This is a genomic window from Streptomyces sp. NPDC032745 (assembly GCF_055579465.1).
In genome coordinates, this window is the sequence record NZ_JBVING010000015.1 from 75,837 (window position 1) to 90,613 (window position 14,777).

At 74.2% G+C, this 14,777-nt stretch carries 9 protein-coding genes; 4 read left to right on the forward strand and 5 right to left on the reverse strand.

Annotated elements, in window-relative coordinates:
- Nucleotides 1–64: 64 nt before the first annotated feature.
- The 3 genes from ACZ5WG_RS31275 to ACZ5WG_RS31285 all read right to left on the reverse strand — a co-directional run bounded on the left by ACZ5WG_RS31275 (nucleotide 65) and on the right by ACZ5WG_RS31285 (nucleotide 6,621).
- The gene (locus ACZ5WG_RS31275; RefSeq protein ID WP_468727617.1) at nucleotides 65–2,983 is read right to left on the reverse strand and encodes a helix-turn-helix transcriptional regulator; all 2,919 of its coding nucleotides are present in this window, start codon (nucleotides 2,981–2,983) and stop codon (nucleotides 65–67) included.
- A gap of 130 nt (nucleotides 2,984–3,113) precedes the next feature.
- A complete protein-coding gene (locus tag ACZ5WG_RS31280) occupies nucleotides 3,114–3,344 on the reverse strand; it encodes a hypothetical protein (RefSeq protein ID WP_399247930.1) in 231 nt (76 codons plus the stop codon).
- Nucleotides 3,345–3,405: 61 nt separating this feature from the next.
- Nucleotides 3,406–6,621, reverse strand: a complete 3,216-nt coding sequence (locus ACZ5WG_RS31285) for a type 2 lanthipeptide synthetase LanM family protein (RefSeq protein ID WP_468727618.1) — start codon at nucleotides 6,619–6,621, stop codon at nucleotides 3,406–3,408.
- 322 nt (nucleotides 6,622–6,943) lie between these two features.
- Between ACZ5WG_RS31285 and ACZ5WG_RS31290 the strand changes: the two genes are divergently transcribed.
- The 4 genes from ACZ5WG_RS31290 (at nucleotide 6,944) to ACZ5WG_RS31305 (ending at nucleotide 9,826) form a co-directional block, all read left to right on the forward strand.
- Nucleotides 6,944–7,579 carry a helix-turn-helix transcriptional regulator gene (locus tag ACZ5WG_RS31290; RefSeq protein ID WP_468727619.1) on the forward strand — a complete coding sequence of 212 codons (636 nt, stop codon included), beginning with the start codon at nucleotides 6,944–6,946 and terminating at the stop codon, nucleotides 7,577–7,579.
- Nucleotides 7,576–7,998 carry a helix-turn-helix transcriptional regulator gene (locus tag ACZ5WG_RS31295; protein ID WP_468727620.1) on the forward strand — a complete coding sequence of 141 codons (423 nt, stop codon included), beginning with the start codon at nucleotides 7,576–7,578 and terminating at the stop codon, nucleotides 7,996–7,998. Before ACZ5WG_RS31290 ends, ACZ5WG_RS31295 begins: the two co-directional genes overlap by 4 nt.
- Nucleotides 7,999–8,079: 81 nt before the next feature.
- Nucleotides 8,080–9,063, forward strand: coding sequence for a hypothetical protein (locus ACZ5WG_RS31300; protein WP_468727622.1), 984 nt, complete (start codon nucleotides 8,080–8,082; stop codon nucleotides 9,061–9,063).
- A 19-nt stretch (nucleotides 9,064–9,082) separates the two neighbouring features.
- Nucleotides 9,083–9,826: a hypothetical protein gene (locus ACZ5WG_RS31305; protein WP_468727624.1), complete on the forward strand. Its 744-nt coding sequence runs from the start codon at nucleotides 9,083–9,085 to the stop codon at nucleotides 9,824–9,826.
- Between the two features lie 27 nt (nucleotides 9,827–9,853).
- Here the strand turns inward: ACZ5WG_RS31305 and ACZ5WG_RS31310 are convergent, their stop codons facing one another.
- Both ACZ5WG_RS31310 and ACZ5WG_RS31315 read right to left on the reverse strand, forming a co-directional pair.
- Nucleotides 9,854–14,098 (reverse strand): nSTAND1 domain-containing NTPase, encoded by a 4,245-nt coding sequence (locus ACZ5WG_RS31310; protein ID WP_468727625.1) that lies wholly within the window; start codon nucleotides 14,096–14,098, stop codon nucleotides 9,854–9,856.
- A complete protein-coding gene (locus ACZ5WG_RS31315) occupies nucleotides 14,095–14,544 on the reverse strand; it encodes a CU044_2847 family protein (RefSeq protein ID WP_468727626.1) in 450 nt (149 codons plus the stop codon). The genes ACZ5WG_RS31310 and ACZ5WG_RS31315 overlap by 4 nt, the downstream gene beginning before the upstream one ends.
- Between the last annotated feature and the right edge of the window lie 233 nt (nucleotides 14,545–14,777).

Genomic DNA, 14,777 nt, shown 5'->3' on the forward strand with positions numbered 1-14,777 from the left:
GGCGCCCGCCCCCGCGTGGTCCCGGCCCGGGGCCGTCGCGGGGGACGTCGCGGGGGACGTCGTGTCAGGGCGCCGGGGAGGCCAGGGATGCGGAGAGTTCGCAGAGGGCGGCGCGGTTGGTGCGGCCCGTCTTGGTGCCGAGGGCGGCGATGTGCTTCTCGACCGTGCGCGGGGAGATGTAGAGGCGGTCGGCGATGTCCTTGTTGCCCAGGCGCTCCGCGAGGAGCCGGAAGACCTCGTACTCGCGGACCGTGACGCCCTGGGAGCGCAGGACGTCCGGGATCGTGCTCGAACCCGTGCGGCGCTGCTGGACCGGGGCGCCCATCCGGCGCAGGGCCGCGCGGCAGGCGCCCGCGACCGCGGCCACGCCGCCCTGGTGGAAGTGCTCCTCGACGCGGCGCAGCCAGGCCACCGGCTCGCCCCAGCCGTCCTCGTACGCCGCTTCGGCGATCAGCCGCAGGCCCAGGTGGAGCGCGGTGGCGTACGGGGCTGCGGCGCGCAGGGCCTCGGCCGCGGCGGCCGCGGCCTCCTCGGGGCGGCGTTCGCGGCCCAGCAGGACGGCGCCGGCGAAGAGGACGAACTGCCGGTTCCAGCGCATTCGGCCGGGTGCGGTGGCGGCGATCTCCTCGTACGCGGCGCGGTCGGCCTCCCCCGACAGCACGTCCAGGAGCAGGCCTATGCCGTACCGCCCGCTGAGGTAGTACGTACTGGGGTTGGTGTCCTCGAGGTCGGCGACGGCGCGCAGTTCGCGGACGGCGCCGGGCCGGTCCTCCTCCGTCAGCGCGCAGAAGGCCCGGGCGAGGCCGCGGGTCAGCGGTTCCTCCTGGGAGCCGGCCCCGTCACAGTCGGCGAACGCGGCGAGGGCGCTCTCCATCGCGGGCCGGTCGCCCCGGTGGGCGGCCATCGCCGCCCGGGCCATCAGGACGTAGCGGGTGGCCGGGGCCAGCCGGAGGCGCTGCACGACGGCCAGGCACTCCTCGGCGGACTGCTGCGCGGCGGTGAACTCGGCCCGCAGGACGGCGTCGAGGATCATGATGCCGTCGATGGTGTAGACGATCGTGGCCGAGCCGAGCCGCTGGGCCTCGCTGCGGGCCGCCAGCAGCGGGGCGGTGGCGCCCTCGGTGAGCCAGTAGTTCCCGCCGATCCGGGTGAGCGCGTACATGCGCTGGAGCGGGAGCTGGTGCTGTTCGGCGGTCTGCAGGGCCGATTCCAGCAGGGCGGTGGCCTCGTCGAAGTCCCGTTCGCGGGCGAGGGTGGCGAGGAGTTCCAGGGACTGGCAGGCGACGGTCGCCAGGCCGTGGCGCTGCGCCGCCTGGAGCGCGGAGTGGGCGAGTTTCTCGGCCAGTTGGGTGCGGTCCGGGCCGGGGGTGTCGAGCGCGAGGTAGGCGGCGGTCACATCGATCGAGGCGGTGCAGCGCTCGTCGGGCCGGGGACCCAGGAGGGATCTGGCCTGGGATATCTGTCTGTTGCCGTCCTCCCAGCGGCCCGCGGTGTGGGCCACCTTGGCGAGCCGGGTGTGCAGCGCGGCGAGCCGGGAGGCGCTCAGGCCGCTGCCGCCGAGGGTGTGCAGGTTCTCCGCGAAGCCGAAGGCCCGGGCGAAGTCCCCGGCTTCGGCGAGCGCGGGGAGCAGGGCCTCCAGGGCGTCGGTGCGGCCGGCGGGGTCCTGGCTGGCGGCGAGCAGCCGTTCGGCGCGGCTGAGCAGGGTGACCGCGGAGCCGATCGCCCCGGCCGCGAGGGCGCGCAGGCCGGCGTCGGTGAACAGGCGGCCGGCCTCGGCCTCGTCGCCCGCCTGGGAGCGCAGCTCCGCGACCAGGGGGCACCAGTCGCCCTCGAGGTCCGGGTAGAGCGCCTGCACCGCGTCCGCGGCGCGCCCGGACATCGTCGCCCGGTTGCCCGGTGTGAGCTGGGTGAGCAGGGCCTCGGCGGTGAGGGAGTGGCGGAACGCGTACCAGTCGGGGGCGGGTTCGTCGGGGACGACGAGCTGGGCCGCGACGCCGGCGTGCAGGTGGCTGAGCAGCCCGCGGTCGTCGATGCCGGTCATCCGCTGGAGCACGGTCAGCGGGAAGCGGCGGCCGATCACGGCGGCCGCGGACAGCAGGGTCAGCCCCTGCGGGCCGAGCCGGTCGATGCGGCGCAGGATCCCGCGGGCGAGGGCGGTGGACACGTCGCTGCGCAGATCGCCGACCACCCGCCAGCCGTCCTCGAAGCGGACGAGGGCGCCGCTTCCGATCATGCCCTGGAGCAGTTCCTCCACGAGGAAGGGGCTGCCGGCGCTGTCGTCCCAGAGCCGGTCCAGGGCGGCCTGCGGCACCAGCTCGGGTTCGGTGTCCAGCTGGGCGGCGATGACCGCGCGGACCTCGGGGCGGGTGAGCGGGGCGAGTTCCAGTACGGTCCCCACGCCGCGCCTGCGGGCCGAGTCGGCCATGTCGAGCGCGTCGCAGGGCTCCGTACGGATCGTGGCCAGGAGCACCACGTTGGTGTACTCCAGGTTGTCCACGAGGTACTCGACGACCGCGAGCGTCTCGGGGTCGGCGTCGTGCAGGTCCTCCAGCAGCAGGAGCTGGCCGTGCTCCTTGCCGGTGGCGATGAGCAGCCGCAGTACGGCCTCGCCGAGGACGACCATGGAGCTGTTGTTCTGGGCGTCGCTGCTCCAGTCCGGGATGATCCTGCCGAGCGCGGGCCGGTAGGGGCCCAGCGGCAGGTCGTCCAGCGGCTCGCCGCTGCGGAACAGCGACATCAGCGCTTCGGTGAGTGGCCGGAAAGGGACGGTGGGGCCGGTGGTGCTGCTCCGGCCCCGCAGGGCCCGCACGCCCATGCCGAAGGCCATGCCCACGGCTTCGGCGGCGAGGCGGGACTTTCCGATTCCGGCCTCGCCGACGAGGAAGACGACCCCGCCGCGCCCTTCGCCCGCGTCGGTCAGTGCCTGCTTGATCTCCCGCAGTTGCGAGTCACGACCGACGATGTACCGCGAACGGGAACGCATGTCCGCAATCTAGTTCATGTGAACGGCTCATTGTGCGACGAAAGTTGGCCGTTTCGAACGAGGGCGGAGTGGAGATCCGGGAGAGATCCGGAGAAGATCGGACACCGGCCGCCCGGTGACGGGAAGCGGACTACCAGGTGACGTTCGGGGCCGAGACGCTGGTGTCGATCGAGCTCAGGGTGATCACGATGCCGCTGGTGAGCACCACACCGGCCAGAGCACGGGCCCGGGCGCACGCCTTGTTCCGACCCGACAGGGTGATCCCGCCGGCCGGGTCCTCGATCCGCGCCTCGGCCGCGGCGTCGGCGGCGGCCTCGTCGGCGGCGGTGACGGACTGGGCGTTGACCTGGGGCTTCTGCATGGTGGTGAGTACCTTTCTCGTTGCCTGATGGGGAGTGGTGCTCAGTGCTGGGGAGTGGTGCTCAGTGCTGACGTGCTGCGGTGCAGAGGTGCCGATCGGGTTCGAGCAGCAGGACGGACGGGACGGCCTCCGGGAAACCCAGCCTGAGCAGGGCGTATCCGATCCCGGAGAGCCCGGTGAGGAAACCGGGGGACGGTACGTGGTCGGGGGTGCCGCAGCGGTGGCCGTGGTCCTCGAGCCGGCCGAGGACCTCCCCGGCCCGGTGGCCGAGTGCGGCCCGGGCTCCCTCGTGGCCCTGCCCGGCGAGGACGCCGAGCAGCTCCAGGGAGCCGAGGGCGCCGTGGTGGAGGCTGAGGTCGGGGGACTCGGAGGGCGCACCCAGCAGGGCGGCGCACCGGTCGAGTTCTGCCGCGGGCACGTCGGTGCCGAGTACGTCGGCGGCGGCCAGCGCGGTGCCCGCGAGGCCCGTGTGCCAGCCGAGGTCCGTGGGGCGGCGCAGGGCTGCGTCCAGCGCCGGGCGCAGCAGCGCCGCACCCGTGCGGGCGTACGCGGCGTCCGGCTGCCCCGCCTCCTGAGAGGCGGCGGCGTGGCGCAGCAGGGCCCAGCCGATTCCGGCGTCGCCGTGCGCGAAGCCGGGGGCCGCGGGGCGCTGTCCGGCGAGCCGCTTCCCGGCCCGGACCAGCAGCCGGTCGGCGAGCCGCCGCGCCACTGCTCCCGCCTCGGCCCCGTACGTGCGCTGCGCGGCGACCGCGGCGGCCAGGGCCCCGGCGAGACCGTCGGCCAGATCGGCCGGCCCTTCGGCGCCCTCCTCGGCGTCGGCCTCGGCGGCTCGTTCCAGGGCGGCGAGGGCGTCGGGCAGGCAGTCGCCCAGGCCCTCGCCGAGCAGCGGGGCCAGCCGGGCCAGGGTGTAGACGATGCCGCCGAGTCCGTGCAGGGCGCCGGGTCCGACCGCGGCGCCCAGCCCGGGGTTCGCGGCCAGCGTCGTCAGCAGCGCGGGCAGCGGCCGTACGGCCTGCCGGGCCAGCGCGGTGTACCGCTCGGCGCCGGTCAGGGCGCCGAGCTGGGCCAGGAACAGCGCCACCCCGCAGTAGCCCTGGGCGAGCCCGCCGCCCATCGGCAGGACGGCCCAGTGCTCGCCGGCCACCTGCTCCAGGCCGAGCCAGTTGACCCGCCCGCCGCCGTGCACCGCCCGGGCCGCGATCTCGTCCGCGATCCCGCAGGCCGCGGCCAGCAGCCGGGACTGCTCGGGTACGACGGCCGGCGCGGCGGGCCCGGCGAGGGTCGAACGGGGGCCGCCGACACTGAGGTTGGCCCCGGTGACGGCGAGCGTCGCCGAGATGATCCATTCCTGGTCGTGGCGGTCCACCTCCCCCATGGCGGCGATCTTGTCGCGGGCGGAGCGCAGGCTCGGGGCCGGCAGCACCCCGTCGAGGCGGGTACCCCGGGAGGTGCGCAGCGCGGTGTCGGCCGGGTGGTGGAAGAAGAGCGGCACGTCCCCGGACCACAGGTCGGCGATCTCGTCCTCGATCAGCCGCTGGCGGGCCGGGTCGTGCTCGGACTCCGCCCAGAGCACGGCGAGCACCGCGTCGCGGGTCAGGGCGTCGCGCAGCACGTCGGGGTGCGTGGACTCGTCCAGCAGGGTCGTGTAGAGGCGGGTCGAGCGGGCGATCAGGCGCCCGGGGCTGGTGGCCCAGCGGGCCAGCAGACCGCCGTCACCGGCGCCGCCCTCCTCGCCGTCGGCGTAGGCGCTGCCCAGGAGTTCGGCCCGGTGCTCGGCGATCGCGTCGTACCCGGCCCGGAACCCCTCCAGCAGCGCGGCCCGGTGGTCGGCGTGGCCGGCCGCCCGGCCCTGCGGCGCCGGCCGGTTCTGCCCGGCCGCGCTGGCCACCGGACCGCGCAGCAGCCGCATCCCGTCCGTCCCGGCGGCCTCCCAGCGCAGTCCGTCGCTGGGGTACGAGCCGCCGTCCCCGCCGCCCAGCGCCGAGATGTCCATGGCGCCGTTCTCGCCGATCAGCAGGCTCGGCAGCAGGCAGGTGCGGTACACCGAGGAGGCCAGGGCGTCCGCCGCCGGGTCGGAACCGCAGGTCACGGCCGCCGGGAGACCGGAGTGGAGCAGGGTCTCGGCGTCCACCAGCACCGGCTGGTCACCGCAGGCGATGACGTTCTCGTAGTGCATGTCCACGCCGTCGACCGCGTAGAGGAGGGCGAGCAGCGCGCCCTGGCGCCGGTAGAACCGGTCCAGTTCGGTGGGCGAGGCGCACCAGCCGTGCTCGATGAACTCCAGCCAGCCGTACCCGTCGCCGCGCACCGAGCGCGGGGTCCGCAGCCCCAGGCCCGCCACCTTGCCGTTGGCCCAGCCCACCGCCCGGTCCAGCAGGAGGTGCTGGTCCAGCGGCCGGGGCTTGTAGACGACGGTCGCCCCGTCGGCGAAGCCCAGCAGGGCCACGGACCGGTTGCCCTGGTGGACGTCACCCCGGCCGAGGTCCACCCGTACGAGGGCGCCCGGGTCGCAGCCGTGCAGCAGCCCCTCGACGATCGCCGCCCGGTCGGCGGTGAAACGGTCCAGCAGCTCCACCGTGGCCGAGGCCGCGAGACCGCAGGTCTGGCCCAGCATCCGTGCCAGCACCGGGTAGCGGGTGAACAGTTCGGCGAGGCCCTGCCGGGTGCCGAGCCGGGCCAGGAAGGCCGCGAACCGCTCCCGCGGGGTCTCCCCCGCCAGCAGGCCCTCCGTACGGGCCCGGTGGAGTTCCCGGACCAGGGTGCGGGCGGACTGCCTGATCAGCCGGTCGCCGAGCCGCTCCTCGAACGCGGTCCGCACGGCGCCGAGTTCGCCCTCGGCGAGGTCGATGCGAGCGGCGGCCTCCGCCCAGGCGGCTGCGACCAGAGGGCGCAGCGCGGGCAGGAACACCGCGGCGCCGTCCGCGTCCGCCGCCGCGGGGACCGGCGGGCCGGCCTGTGCGGGGGCCTCGGCCACCCTCTGCTCGATGTACCGGGCCCACTGCGGCTTGGCCGTACGGGCGGCCAGCCGGCCGGGGGCCTCCGCCGCGAGGGCGTACGCCACGTCCTCGCCGGCTCCCAGGCTCGCCAGCCGGGCCGCGAAGCCCTCCGTGTCCCCCAGGGACCACGAAGCCGGTCGGCTCTGGGGGGCGTCGGCCGGCGCGGGTACCGGGGTACCCGGGGCGGCGAGCCGCTCCCGCAGGTTCAGGGCCCGGGCCCACCAGGAGGGGGCCAGGCCGCCGACCTGGGTTTCTTCGGCGGTGGTGGCGGTGTCAGTCACAGGAGAAAACTCGCAGAGCGCGGGGCCGCGCACATGGGGGCCGATCCCCCATATTCCGCGGACCCGCCCCCATGGACCCCGCGGGCCCGTCGTACGGGGTGGTGCGGCGGCCGTCGGGCGGGCTGACGGCGCACCGGTTCCGGCAGGTCGCGGGCCGCCTCGAGGGCTGCCTGCGCAGGATCCGTGCCTGCGGAGGGGCACGTTCACGAAATGTGGGGGCCGGGGCCCGATGCCCCACCCGGCCGGTGCCCCGCAGCCTGTGTCCAGTGCCCCTTCCGCCCGTCCGGCTACCCCGGCCGGCGGATGATCATCGGAGGACCTGGTGGGAGTACCCGTCCCTGTCGACGTCGTCGCATTCGACCCCGTGCTGGAAGCCGGAACCAAGAGCACCCTGTCCGCCTGCCCGGAGGTGTGCCTGACGGCACCGGGCGGCGCACCGCGGGTCGTGGTCATGACCGTGGACCAGGTCGGCCGGCCGGAGCTCGACGTCCTGCGCACCGTCCGTGACGCCCCGGCCCGCCCCGATGTGGTGCTGGTGGCGGGCGAGTTGGCGCCCGACGGCGCCCTGCACGCCATAGCGGCCGGCGCCCGCGGGCTGCTGCGCCGCCGCGAGGCGGACGTCAACCGGCTCTCGCGCGCCGTACTGGCCGCCTCCCGCGGCGACTGCACGCTGCCGCCGGATCTGCTGGACCGGCTGCTGGAGCGCTCCGGCGCCGGCGGCCGGGCGGGCAGCGGGTCCGACGGGGGTACGGACCCGTGGGCGGCGGCGGGCCTGAGCGACCGGGAGCGCAGCGTGCTGCGCCTGGTCGCCGACGGCCACGAGACGAACGAGATAGCCAAGCAGCTCTGCTACTCACCGCGCACCGTGACGAGCGTCGTCCACGACATCACCCAGCGGTTCCGCCTGCGCAACCGCGCGCACGCGGTCGCCTACGCCCTCCGGGTGGGCCTGCTGTGAGCGCCGTCGCCGAACTCACGCGCGAGACCGCGCCCGTACGGGTCGCCGCGGCGCCGGACCGGCTGAGCCTGCTGCGCCAGGCCGGGGACGGCCGGATGCCGTACCCGGCCCTGGTCCGCCTGCTCGGCGCGGCCACGACCGCCGGCACGGCCATCGGCATCGCCGCCGCCGCCGGAGCAGCCACCGCGACCGCACCGGGGTCCCGGTCCGCGGCCCCGCCGGACGCCCCCCGGCTCACGGCCCGCCAGACCGCGGTGCTCACGCTGATGGCGGAGGGCCACGGCAACGCGGTGATCGCCCGCACCCTGTCCTGCTCGGAGCACACGGTCAAGAACGTGATCTACGAGCTGATGTCCCGCCTCCAGGCCCGCAACCGCGCCCACGCCGTGGCCTGCGCGGTCCGGCACAGCCTCATCTGACATGTTGGCCGTGAAGCCGCCCTTGCCCGAGTACCGCGGGTGTACGGTCAACGCTGAGACAGCCGACGGGGGTTGAGGATTTTGGCTGGTATCGGCGGCGAATTCCGCCACTGGGTGGAGCGGGCTGCGCTGGCGTTGATGGCCACGTCGGGTGTGGTGGTCCTGCTGGCCGATCTCTTCGGCTGGCTCGACGCACTGGCTCCGGGAGGCGCGCTCCCGAAGGTCACGCTGCTCATCCTGAGCACGGTCACGGTGTTCCTCCTGCTGGAGCTCGACCGCCTGAAGAAGCTCGACACCGTTCAGCAGAAGATGGACGCCCTGGGCCCCGACGTGACCCGGACGGTCACCACCCTGGAGACCGGCGTCGGGGCGAAGTTCACCGCTCTGGAGACCAGCGTCGGCACGCAGATCACGACCCTGACGGCGAACGTCGAGGCACACCTGTCCAAGCTGGACATCGACGCCATCGCCCAGCGCCTCAAGCGGCAGCACTACGGCGGCGTGGTCGGGGTGCACAGCCGCTTCCCCGAAGACGTGTTCACCGGGTTCCTCGAGCGCGCCGGGGAGGAGCTGGTCATCCTGCAGACCTGGATCCCCAACCTGCACCATCTCAGGGCCGCCTTGCGCAAGGCGCTCGTCGATCAGCAGGTCAGCGTACGCATCCTGCTCCTGCACCCCTCGTCGCCGGTGGCGGGGCTGCGCGACGAGGCGCTCCGAGCCGTGCGGGATCCCGCGCTCGCGGTCAACGTGAGGGCCAGCGTCGAATCCTGCCTCGCAGGACTCGCCCAGCTGAACGGGGAGATTCCCGCCGAGAGCCGGGCACGCCTCCAGGTGCGGCTCTACAACTCCCTGCCCTCCATCGCCGTGTTCAAGGTCGACCAGCATCTGCTGGTCAGCTCGTTCCTGCACGGCCAGCTCGCCATCGATTCCACGCAGATCGAGATCGACGGCGGCGACACCGTCATGGGCGAAGAGGTCCAGCAGGAGCTGCGCACGCTGTGGAGCATCGGCAAGGACGTAGACCTCCTCGACTGGCGCGCGTCGGTGGCAAGCATCAGCCTGTGATCCACGGAAAGGTACGGCCATGCACGATCTGGACGATCTGGACCGGTTCGAGGACGCTCTCATCGAGCGGTTCAAGGAGCATCCGGTCCTGGCGAACGTCACCGGGCTCCCGGACGAGGACTTCGCCGAGCTCCTGCTCCAGCGGCGCTTCGTCTCGCTCGCCTTCACCCCCTGCTACGACCTCGCGATCGACCTGCTGCGCGACGAGGCGGGGCTGCGGGTCGCCCGGGTCATCCTGCGCGAGGAGTATCCGGACGGCGGCGGCCGGACGCCCTCGCACCGGGAGGACATGACGCAGGACATGAGCCGGCTGGGGATCTCCCGCTCCGCCCTGGTGGCCTCGCGGCCCACGGCCGGGACGCGGCAGGCCGTCGAGGACACCCTGGAGCTGATCGCCGACGCGGGCGGCCATGCCAATGCCGACCTGCGGCTGCTGACGATCCTGAGGTTCTGGGGCGAGGTGCTGGTCTCCGTCGAGTACGGACAGCTGTGGGGGCGGATGGCCCCCCTGCTGACCGACGACGGCAGGAACCGCTCCCGCTTCTACCACCCGCACCACGTCCACGACGCGAAGACGCACTCCCTGGCGACGCTCTCCCTGCTGTCCGGCTCCCACTCCGACCGCCTGGCCACGCGGGTCACCGAACTCCTCGCCCAGGAGGAGTCGACCGACTGCTTCAGGGAGCTCGAGGAGCGCGCCCTGCGCCTCAAGACCGCCTTCTACGACCAGTTCCTGCCCGCCCTGGACCGCGTGGGGGTCTGATCGAGGACCCCCACGCGGCCGCCCCGGCTACCGCCCTGCACAGACCGGCCGGGTCGGCACGCGGACGGGCAGGGTCCGCCGCTCCTCGGCGGTGAACTCCCGGCCGCCGATGACCTTGCACAGTTCGCGCTGCCAGAGGGCGGGGTCGAGGCGCAGGGAGCCGCCGCTGCCCTTCGGGTTGATGTAGATCACCGTTTTGCCGTCCTCCGAGAGATCCATGAACTGGTATCCGCCCATGCCGCCGAAGCGGTCTTTGGCCTGGCCGAAGTCGTAGGAGCCCAGGTAGCCCTGGGCCCCGATCCGGAAGGTGCGGATGGTGCTGTTGGCGGCGACCACGTAGCGGCCCTCGCTGTCGACGAAGTTCGCGACGAACTGCACTTTGCCGGAGTCCCCGACGCTGGGCAGCGGTCCCAGCTCCCTGCGCAGCGGTTCCCTGCGCCACAGCTCGATCATCCCGCCGCTGCGCATCAGCGCGAAGTAGCGGCCACTGGGCTCGAACTGCACGCCGATCGTGTCCTCGGCGACCGGCACCGTCGCCACCGTGCGGCCCGTGGTGACGTCGGCGATGCGCACCAGCGGGTCGCCCGAGACGAACACGATCACCTGGTTCGCGGCGGGATAGGGGCTGACCCGCACATACGGCTCCTTGCCTGCGGCGCCGCCTGCGGGGAGGAGGTCCTTGGCATCGAAGTGCGCGAGTTCCCTGCCCGTTTCCGGGTCCCACTGCTGCACCTTCGTCCCCGCGTAGGTCACCAGCTTCCCGTCCCGGTGGAACGAGTAGCCGAACGCGTCGTCGGAGGGCGGCATCGCGGTGGAGATCCGGACCGTCTGCCGCAGGGTGGACACCTCGTGCAGGGAGACCGCATTCTTCGCGTCCCGGTCGGCGAAGAGCCTGCCGTCCCGACTCAGCGCGAGCCTGGTGTCTTCCGGATCGAAGTACGGTTGCGGCCGCGGCGCCTCGGCGAGCAGTCGTTCGTCGCCCACCGCCGTGGGCCACCGCTGCAGGGACGTACCGCCCTCCAGCACGCTGATCGTACTGCTGCCGTCGAGGGTGAGCCGCTGGCTGCTCACCGAGACGCTTGGCGGCGCGGGCCAGATCCGGGTGTGGGCGATCCACGGGGTGTCGTTGCCCATCGTGGCGAGGTACATCTTCCCCTCCCGGGCCACCAGGTGCAGGGAGGTGGAACTGGTCCCGTCGCGGGCCGTCGCGCGGGCGATCTCCTTCTGCTCGTCCAGGTCGACGAGGGTCAGGCCGCTGCCGTCCTTGAGGGCGACCCTGCGCCCGGTCTCGTCGGCGACCCCGTCGGGGCACAGGTTCTTCGAGAGGTACTGGCCGCCCTCCTGGGCGCCGTCGGAGAGCCGGAGCCGGCTGAAGACGGAGCCGTCAGCCTGCTTCCGACAGACGATGATCTTGGTCCGGTCGCCGGAGGGCACGAACTCGTAGGCCTCGCCCACCACCTCGCGGGGCGGGCCGCCGGCCGGGTCGAGGGCTACGAGGCGATGCCCCTGGTCGATGTCCTCGCCACGCCAGAGTCCCGCCAGCAGGGTCCGGTTGTCCGGCGCGAACCACAGGCTGCCGTTCGGCCGGCCGGGCAGCGCCACCGATCCGCCCTGCGCGCCCGTGCCCAGGTCCCACCAGACCAGGCTCTTCTCCGTCGTCACGGCGACCCGGCGGCCGTCGGCCGACATCGCCATCCCCCGCCCGGGGTCGCCGAATTGCTGCGCCCCCGCCACCTTGGGCAGCCGGTGCACCGGACCGATGACCCGGTCCCCGTCGGCGTGCACCTCGAACCAGCCGCCGCTTCCGTCGTCGGCGACGAACGCGGCCCGGCTGCCGTCCGGCGAGACCAGCGCGGTGACCACCTGCTTCACGTCGAGCAGTTCGCTGCGCACCGTACCCGAGACGGCGTGCACGATGACCAGGGCGCGGCCCGCGGTCGACCGCGCGAACACCACCTCGCCGTCCCGGCTGGTGTCGAACTGCGCGATCGGCCCCGACGGTCCGGACAGCACGCGGTCCGCCTGCGCATACGTCAGGTACTGGCGCAGCAGCTGGTTGCGCGCCTCCTCCGTCGGCGCCGTGTCGTACGCCGCGATCGCCAGCATGACGCCCCGGACCGGGTCGTTGACCGCCTCGTCCTGCGCGACCTGCGCCAGGGCGCGGGAACCGGCCAGCGCGTCGCGTTTGCGGCTCTGGTCGCTGGCGTACGCGAACATCCCGGCGAAGACCAGGGCCAGCACCAGGACGATCACGCCGCCGGAGAAGAAGGCCCGGCGTCTGCGGGTACGGGCGCGGTGGTGGGTGCGGCCCCGGGCCAGGTAGTCGCGCTCCGTACCGGTCAGTTCGGCGCCGCGCGCCTCCAGCCACTGCCGGGCGCCCGCCAGTGCGGAGGCGGACGGCAGGAGCTCGGGGGCACGGCCGCCGGACTCCCAGCGGTCCATGTCGTGCCGCAGGGACTCCCGCCAGCCGAGGAAGGACCGGTCCGCCGCCGCCCACCCCGCCAGCCTCGCCCAGCCTGTGATCAGTGCCTCGTGGGCGAGTTCGACGGTCTCGGTGCCCTCGGCATCGGTGCCGGCGACCAGCAGCCGGGTGGCGGCGAGGTCCTGGGCGATCCGCGCTTCGTCGTCGCCCAGCTCCCGGCGCGCCGCGGTGCGGCGGGTCGCGGCCGCCGAGCCGATCGGTACCCGGATGAGCCGGGTGAACAGCGTCCGGGCCGCCGCGGCGTCCGCATCCGGTACGTACTCGGCCCACATCTCCTCGGCGTAGGCGGAGAGCGCGCCGGTGACGCCGCCGAGGGCCCCGTACGCCCGGTGGGTCAGCAGCCCGCCGCTCTGGCGCTGCCACAGCTGGTCGAGGGTGAAACCGAGCAGGGGCAGGGCCCCGTGCCCGGTGCCGGTGTCGGCCAGGATGCGGTCGGCGAGGTCCGACTCGTACCGGACGCCGGGGACGGCGGCAACGGGAGCGGTCACGGCTTCGTGGAGCTGCAGGTGGCCGAGCGGGCCCAGGTAGCGGATGCCGTTCCGGAGCACCTCCCCCAGGCTCGCGTGGTCGAGTGCGGCCTCCAGGAAGTCCGCGCGCAGGGTGGTCAGCACGCGGACGTCCGACGGCAGCGCGTCGTGGTAGAGCACGGCGGCCAGCTGGTCCACGCCCGCCGCGCCGCGTGCGAGCAGTTCCTCGAACTGGTCGACCACGACGAGCAGCCGTCGGCCGGGCCGCCCGGCCGTCAGCCCGGCCGCGATGTCGGCCAGGCCGCCCTCGGCCAGCACCCCGGCCACGGCGGGCAGCCGGGTGAGGCGCTCGGTCTCGGACAGACCGGGCTCCAGCAGGGGCAGCAGCACGGCGGCGAAGGCCGTCAGCGGGGTGCTGCCGGACCCGGGGCGCAGGACGACCACCGCGTCGCCGGCCGCCCGGCGTCGCGGCACTACCCCGGCCAGGGCCAGTGAGGACTTGCCCGAGCCGGAGGGCCCGACGACGGTGACCCACCGCCGGACGGTGAGTTCCGCGGCCAGGTCCCGGCTCTCGGGCCCCCTGCCGTGGAAGACGGCGGCGTCGGACTCCTGGAAGGCGGCGAGGCTGCGGAACGGTGAGGGCGGCAGGGCCAGCTCGCTCAGTCCGGGCCAGGCGGCCAGCAGACCGGTCGTGGGGATCAGATAGCTCACCTGGGGCTCTCCGGCCTCGGCCTGCACCATCATGCCGATCACGCCCCCGAGCCGGTCGTCCCACACCGGGCTGCCGCTGAATCCCCGGGTGACCCGGTAGCCCTCCTTGGACGCGGGATCGGCCTGGATCCATCCGGTGGCCTGTCCTTCCCGCAGGACGGCGGAATGCCACACCCCGCCCGGGCGGCCCGCCGGGAAGCCGAAGGCCCGTACCGGGTCGTCCCACAGGTCCTCGTGCTGGGTCTCGACCAGCCTGACGGGCCGGCCCCCGGGCAGCGGTGCGCTCAGCCGCAGCACTGCCATGTCGCCGGCGCCGGACTGCTGCGGCGGCACCCAGTTCGCGACGCTCGCCGTCACGCCGCCCGTACCGCCGCGCTGCCCGCCGGGGAGCAGCGGCAGGTCGACGTGGAGGCGGGCCGAGGCGGGCGGCTCGGCGCCGTGCGGCGTGCCGAGCGCGGCCGAGACCACATGAGCGCAGGTGAGGGCGAGTCCGGGAGAGACCAGGAAGCCCAGGCCGACGGGCTCGCCCCGGGCGTCGCGGATCCGCAGCAGGGCCGCATCGAGGGCTTTGGGCCCGGGCCTCTCCCCTGCTAACGGCGCTGCGTCGCTCACGGCGCGGACTCCCCGGGCTCCGCTGCAGGCGCTGCAGGCGCTGCAGGCGAGGGAGCCGGCGGGGGCGGCGGCGGAGCGGTGGCCGCGCCCGGGCCGTCGTCCGGAGGCCTGTTCCAGGTGAGCGAGACGGTGAAGTGGGCCTGCGCCGCGGTGCTGCTGATCATCACATCGGCCTCGGCGGACAGGGAGAGCCCGAACTCGACGCCGATCTCGTCGGGCGCGTGGGCCATACCGCGAAAGCTGTCCACGAAGTTCTGCGCGATCGGCCTGACCCCGGCCAGCATCTCGCCCAGCGAGCGGGTGGCGCGCGCCACCACCTGGCCCGGGCGGGAGACCGTGACGAGCCCGTCCGCGGCCTGTTCGATCTCTACCTTCACCACGTCCGTGCGTACAGCGCCCCCGGCGCCGTCCACGACGGACACGGGTAACTCCACGAGGTACGCCATGTCTCCCCCTCCGGGGCACCCGGCCCCGCCGCCACGCGCCTTCGCCCACCCGCCGCATCTGACAGGTGCACGTCTGACAGGTGATCAGAAAGTACCGCCCCTCCCGGTGCCGCGCAGGGTTTTCCACCGGATCACCACCACCGGAAGCCGTCGCCCCGCCGGGCAGCAGCTCGGCGGGGCGACGTCATGCGAAGAGGGCGGGGCGCAGGCCGGGAGCGGCCCATGGCGGGGCC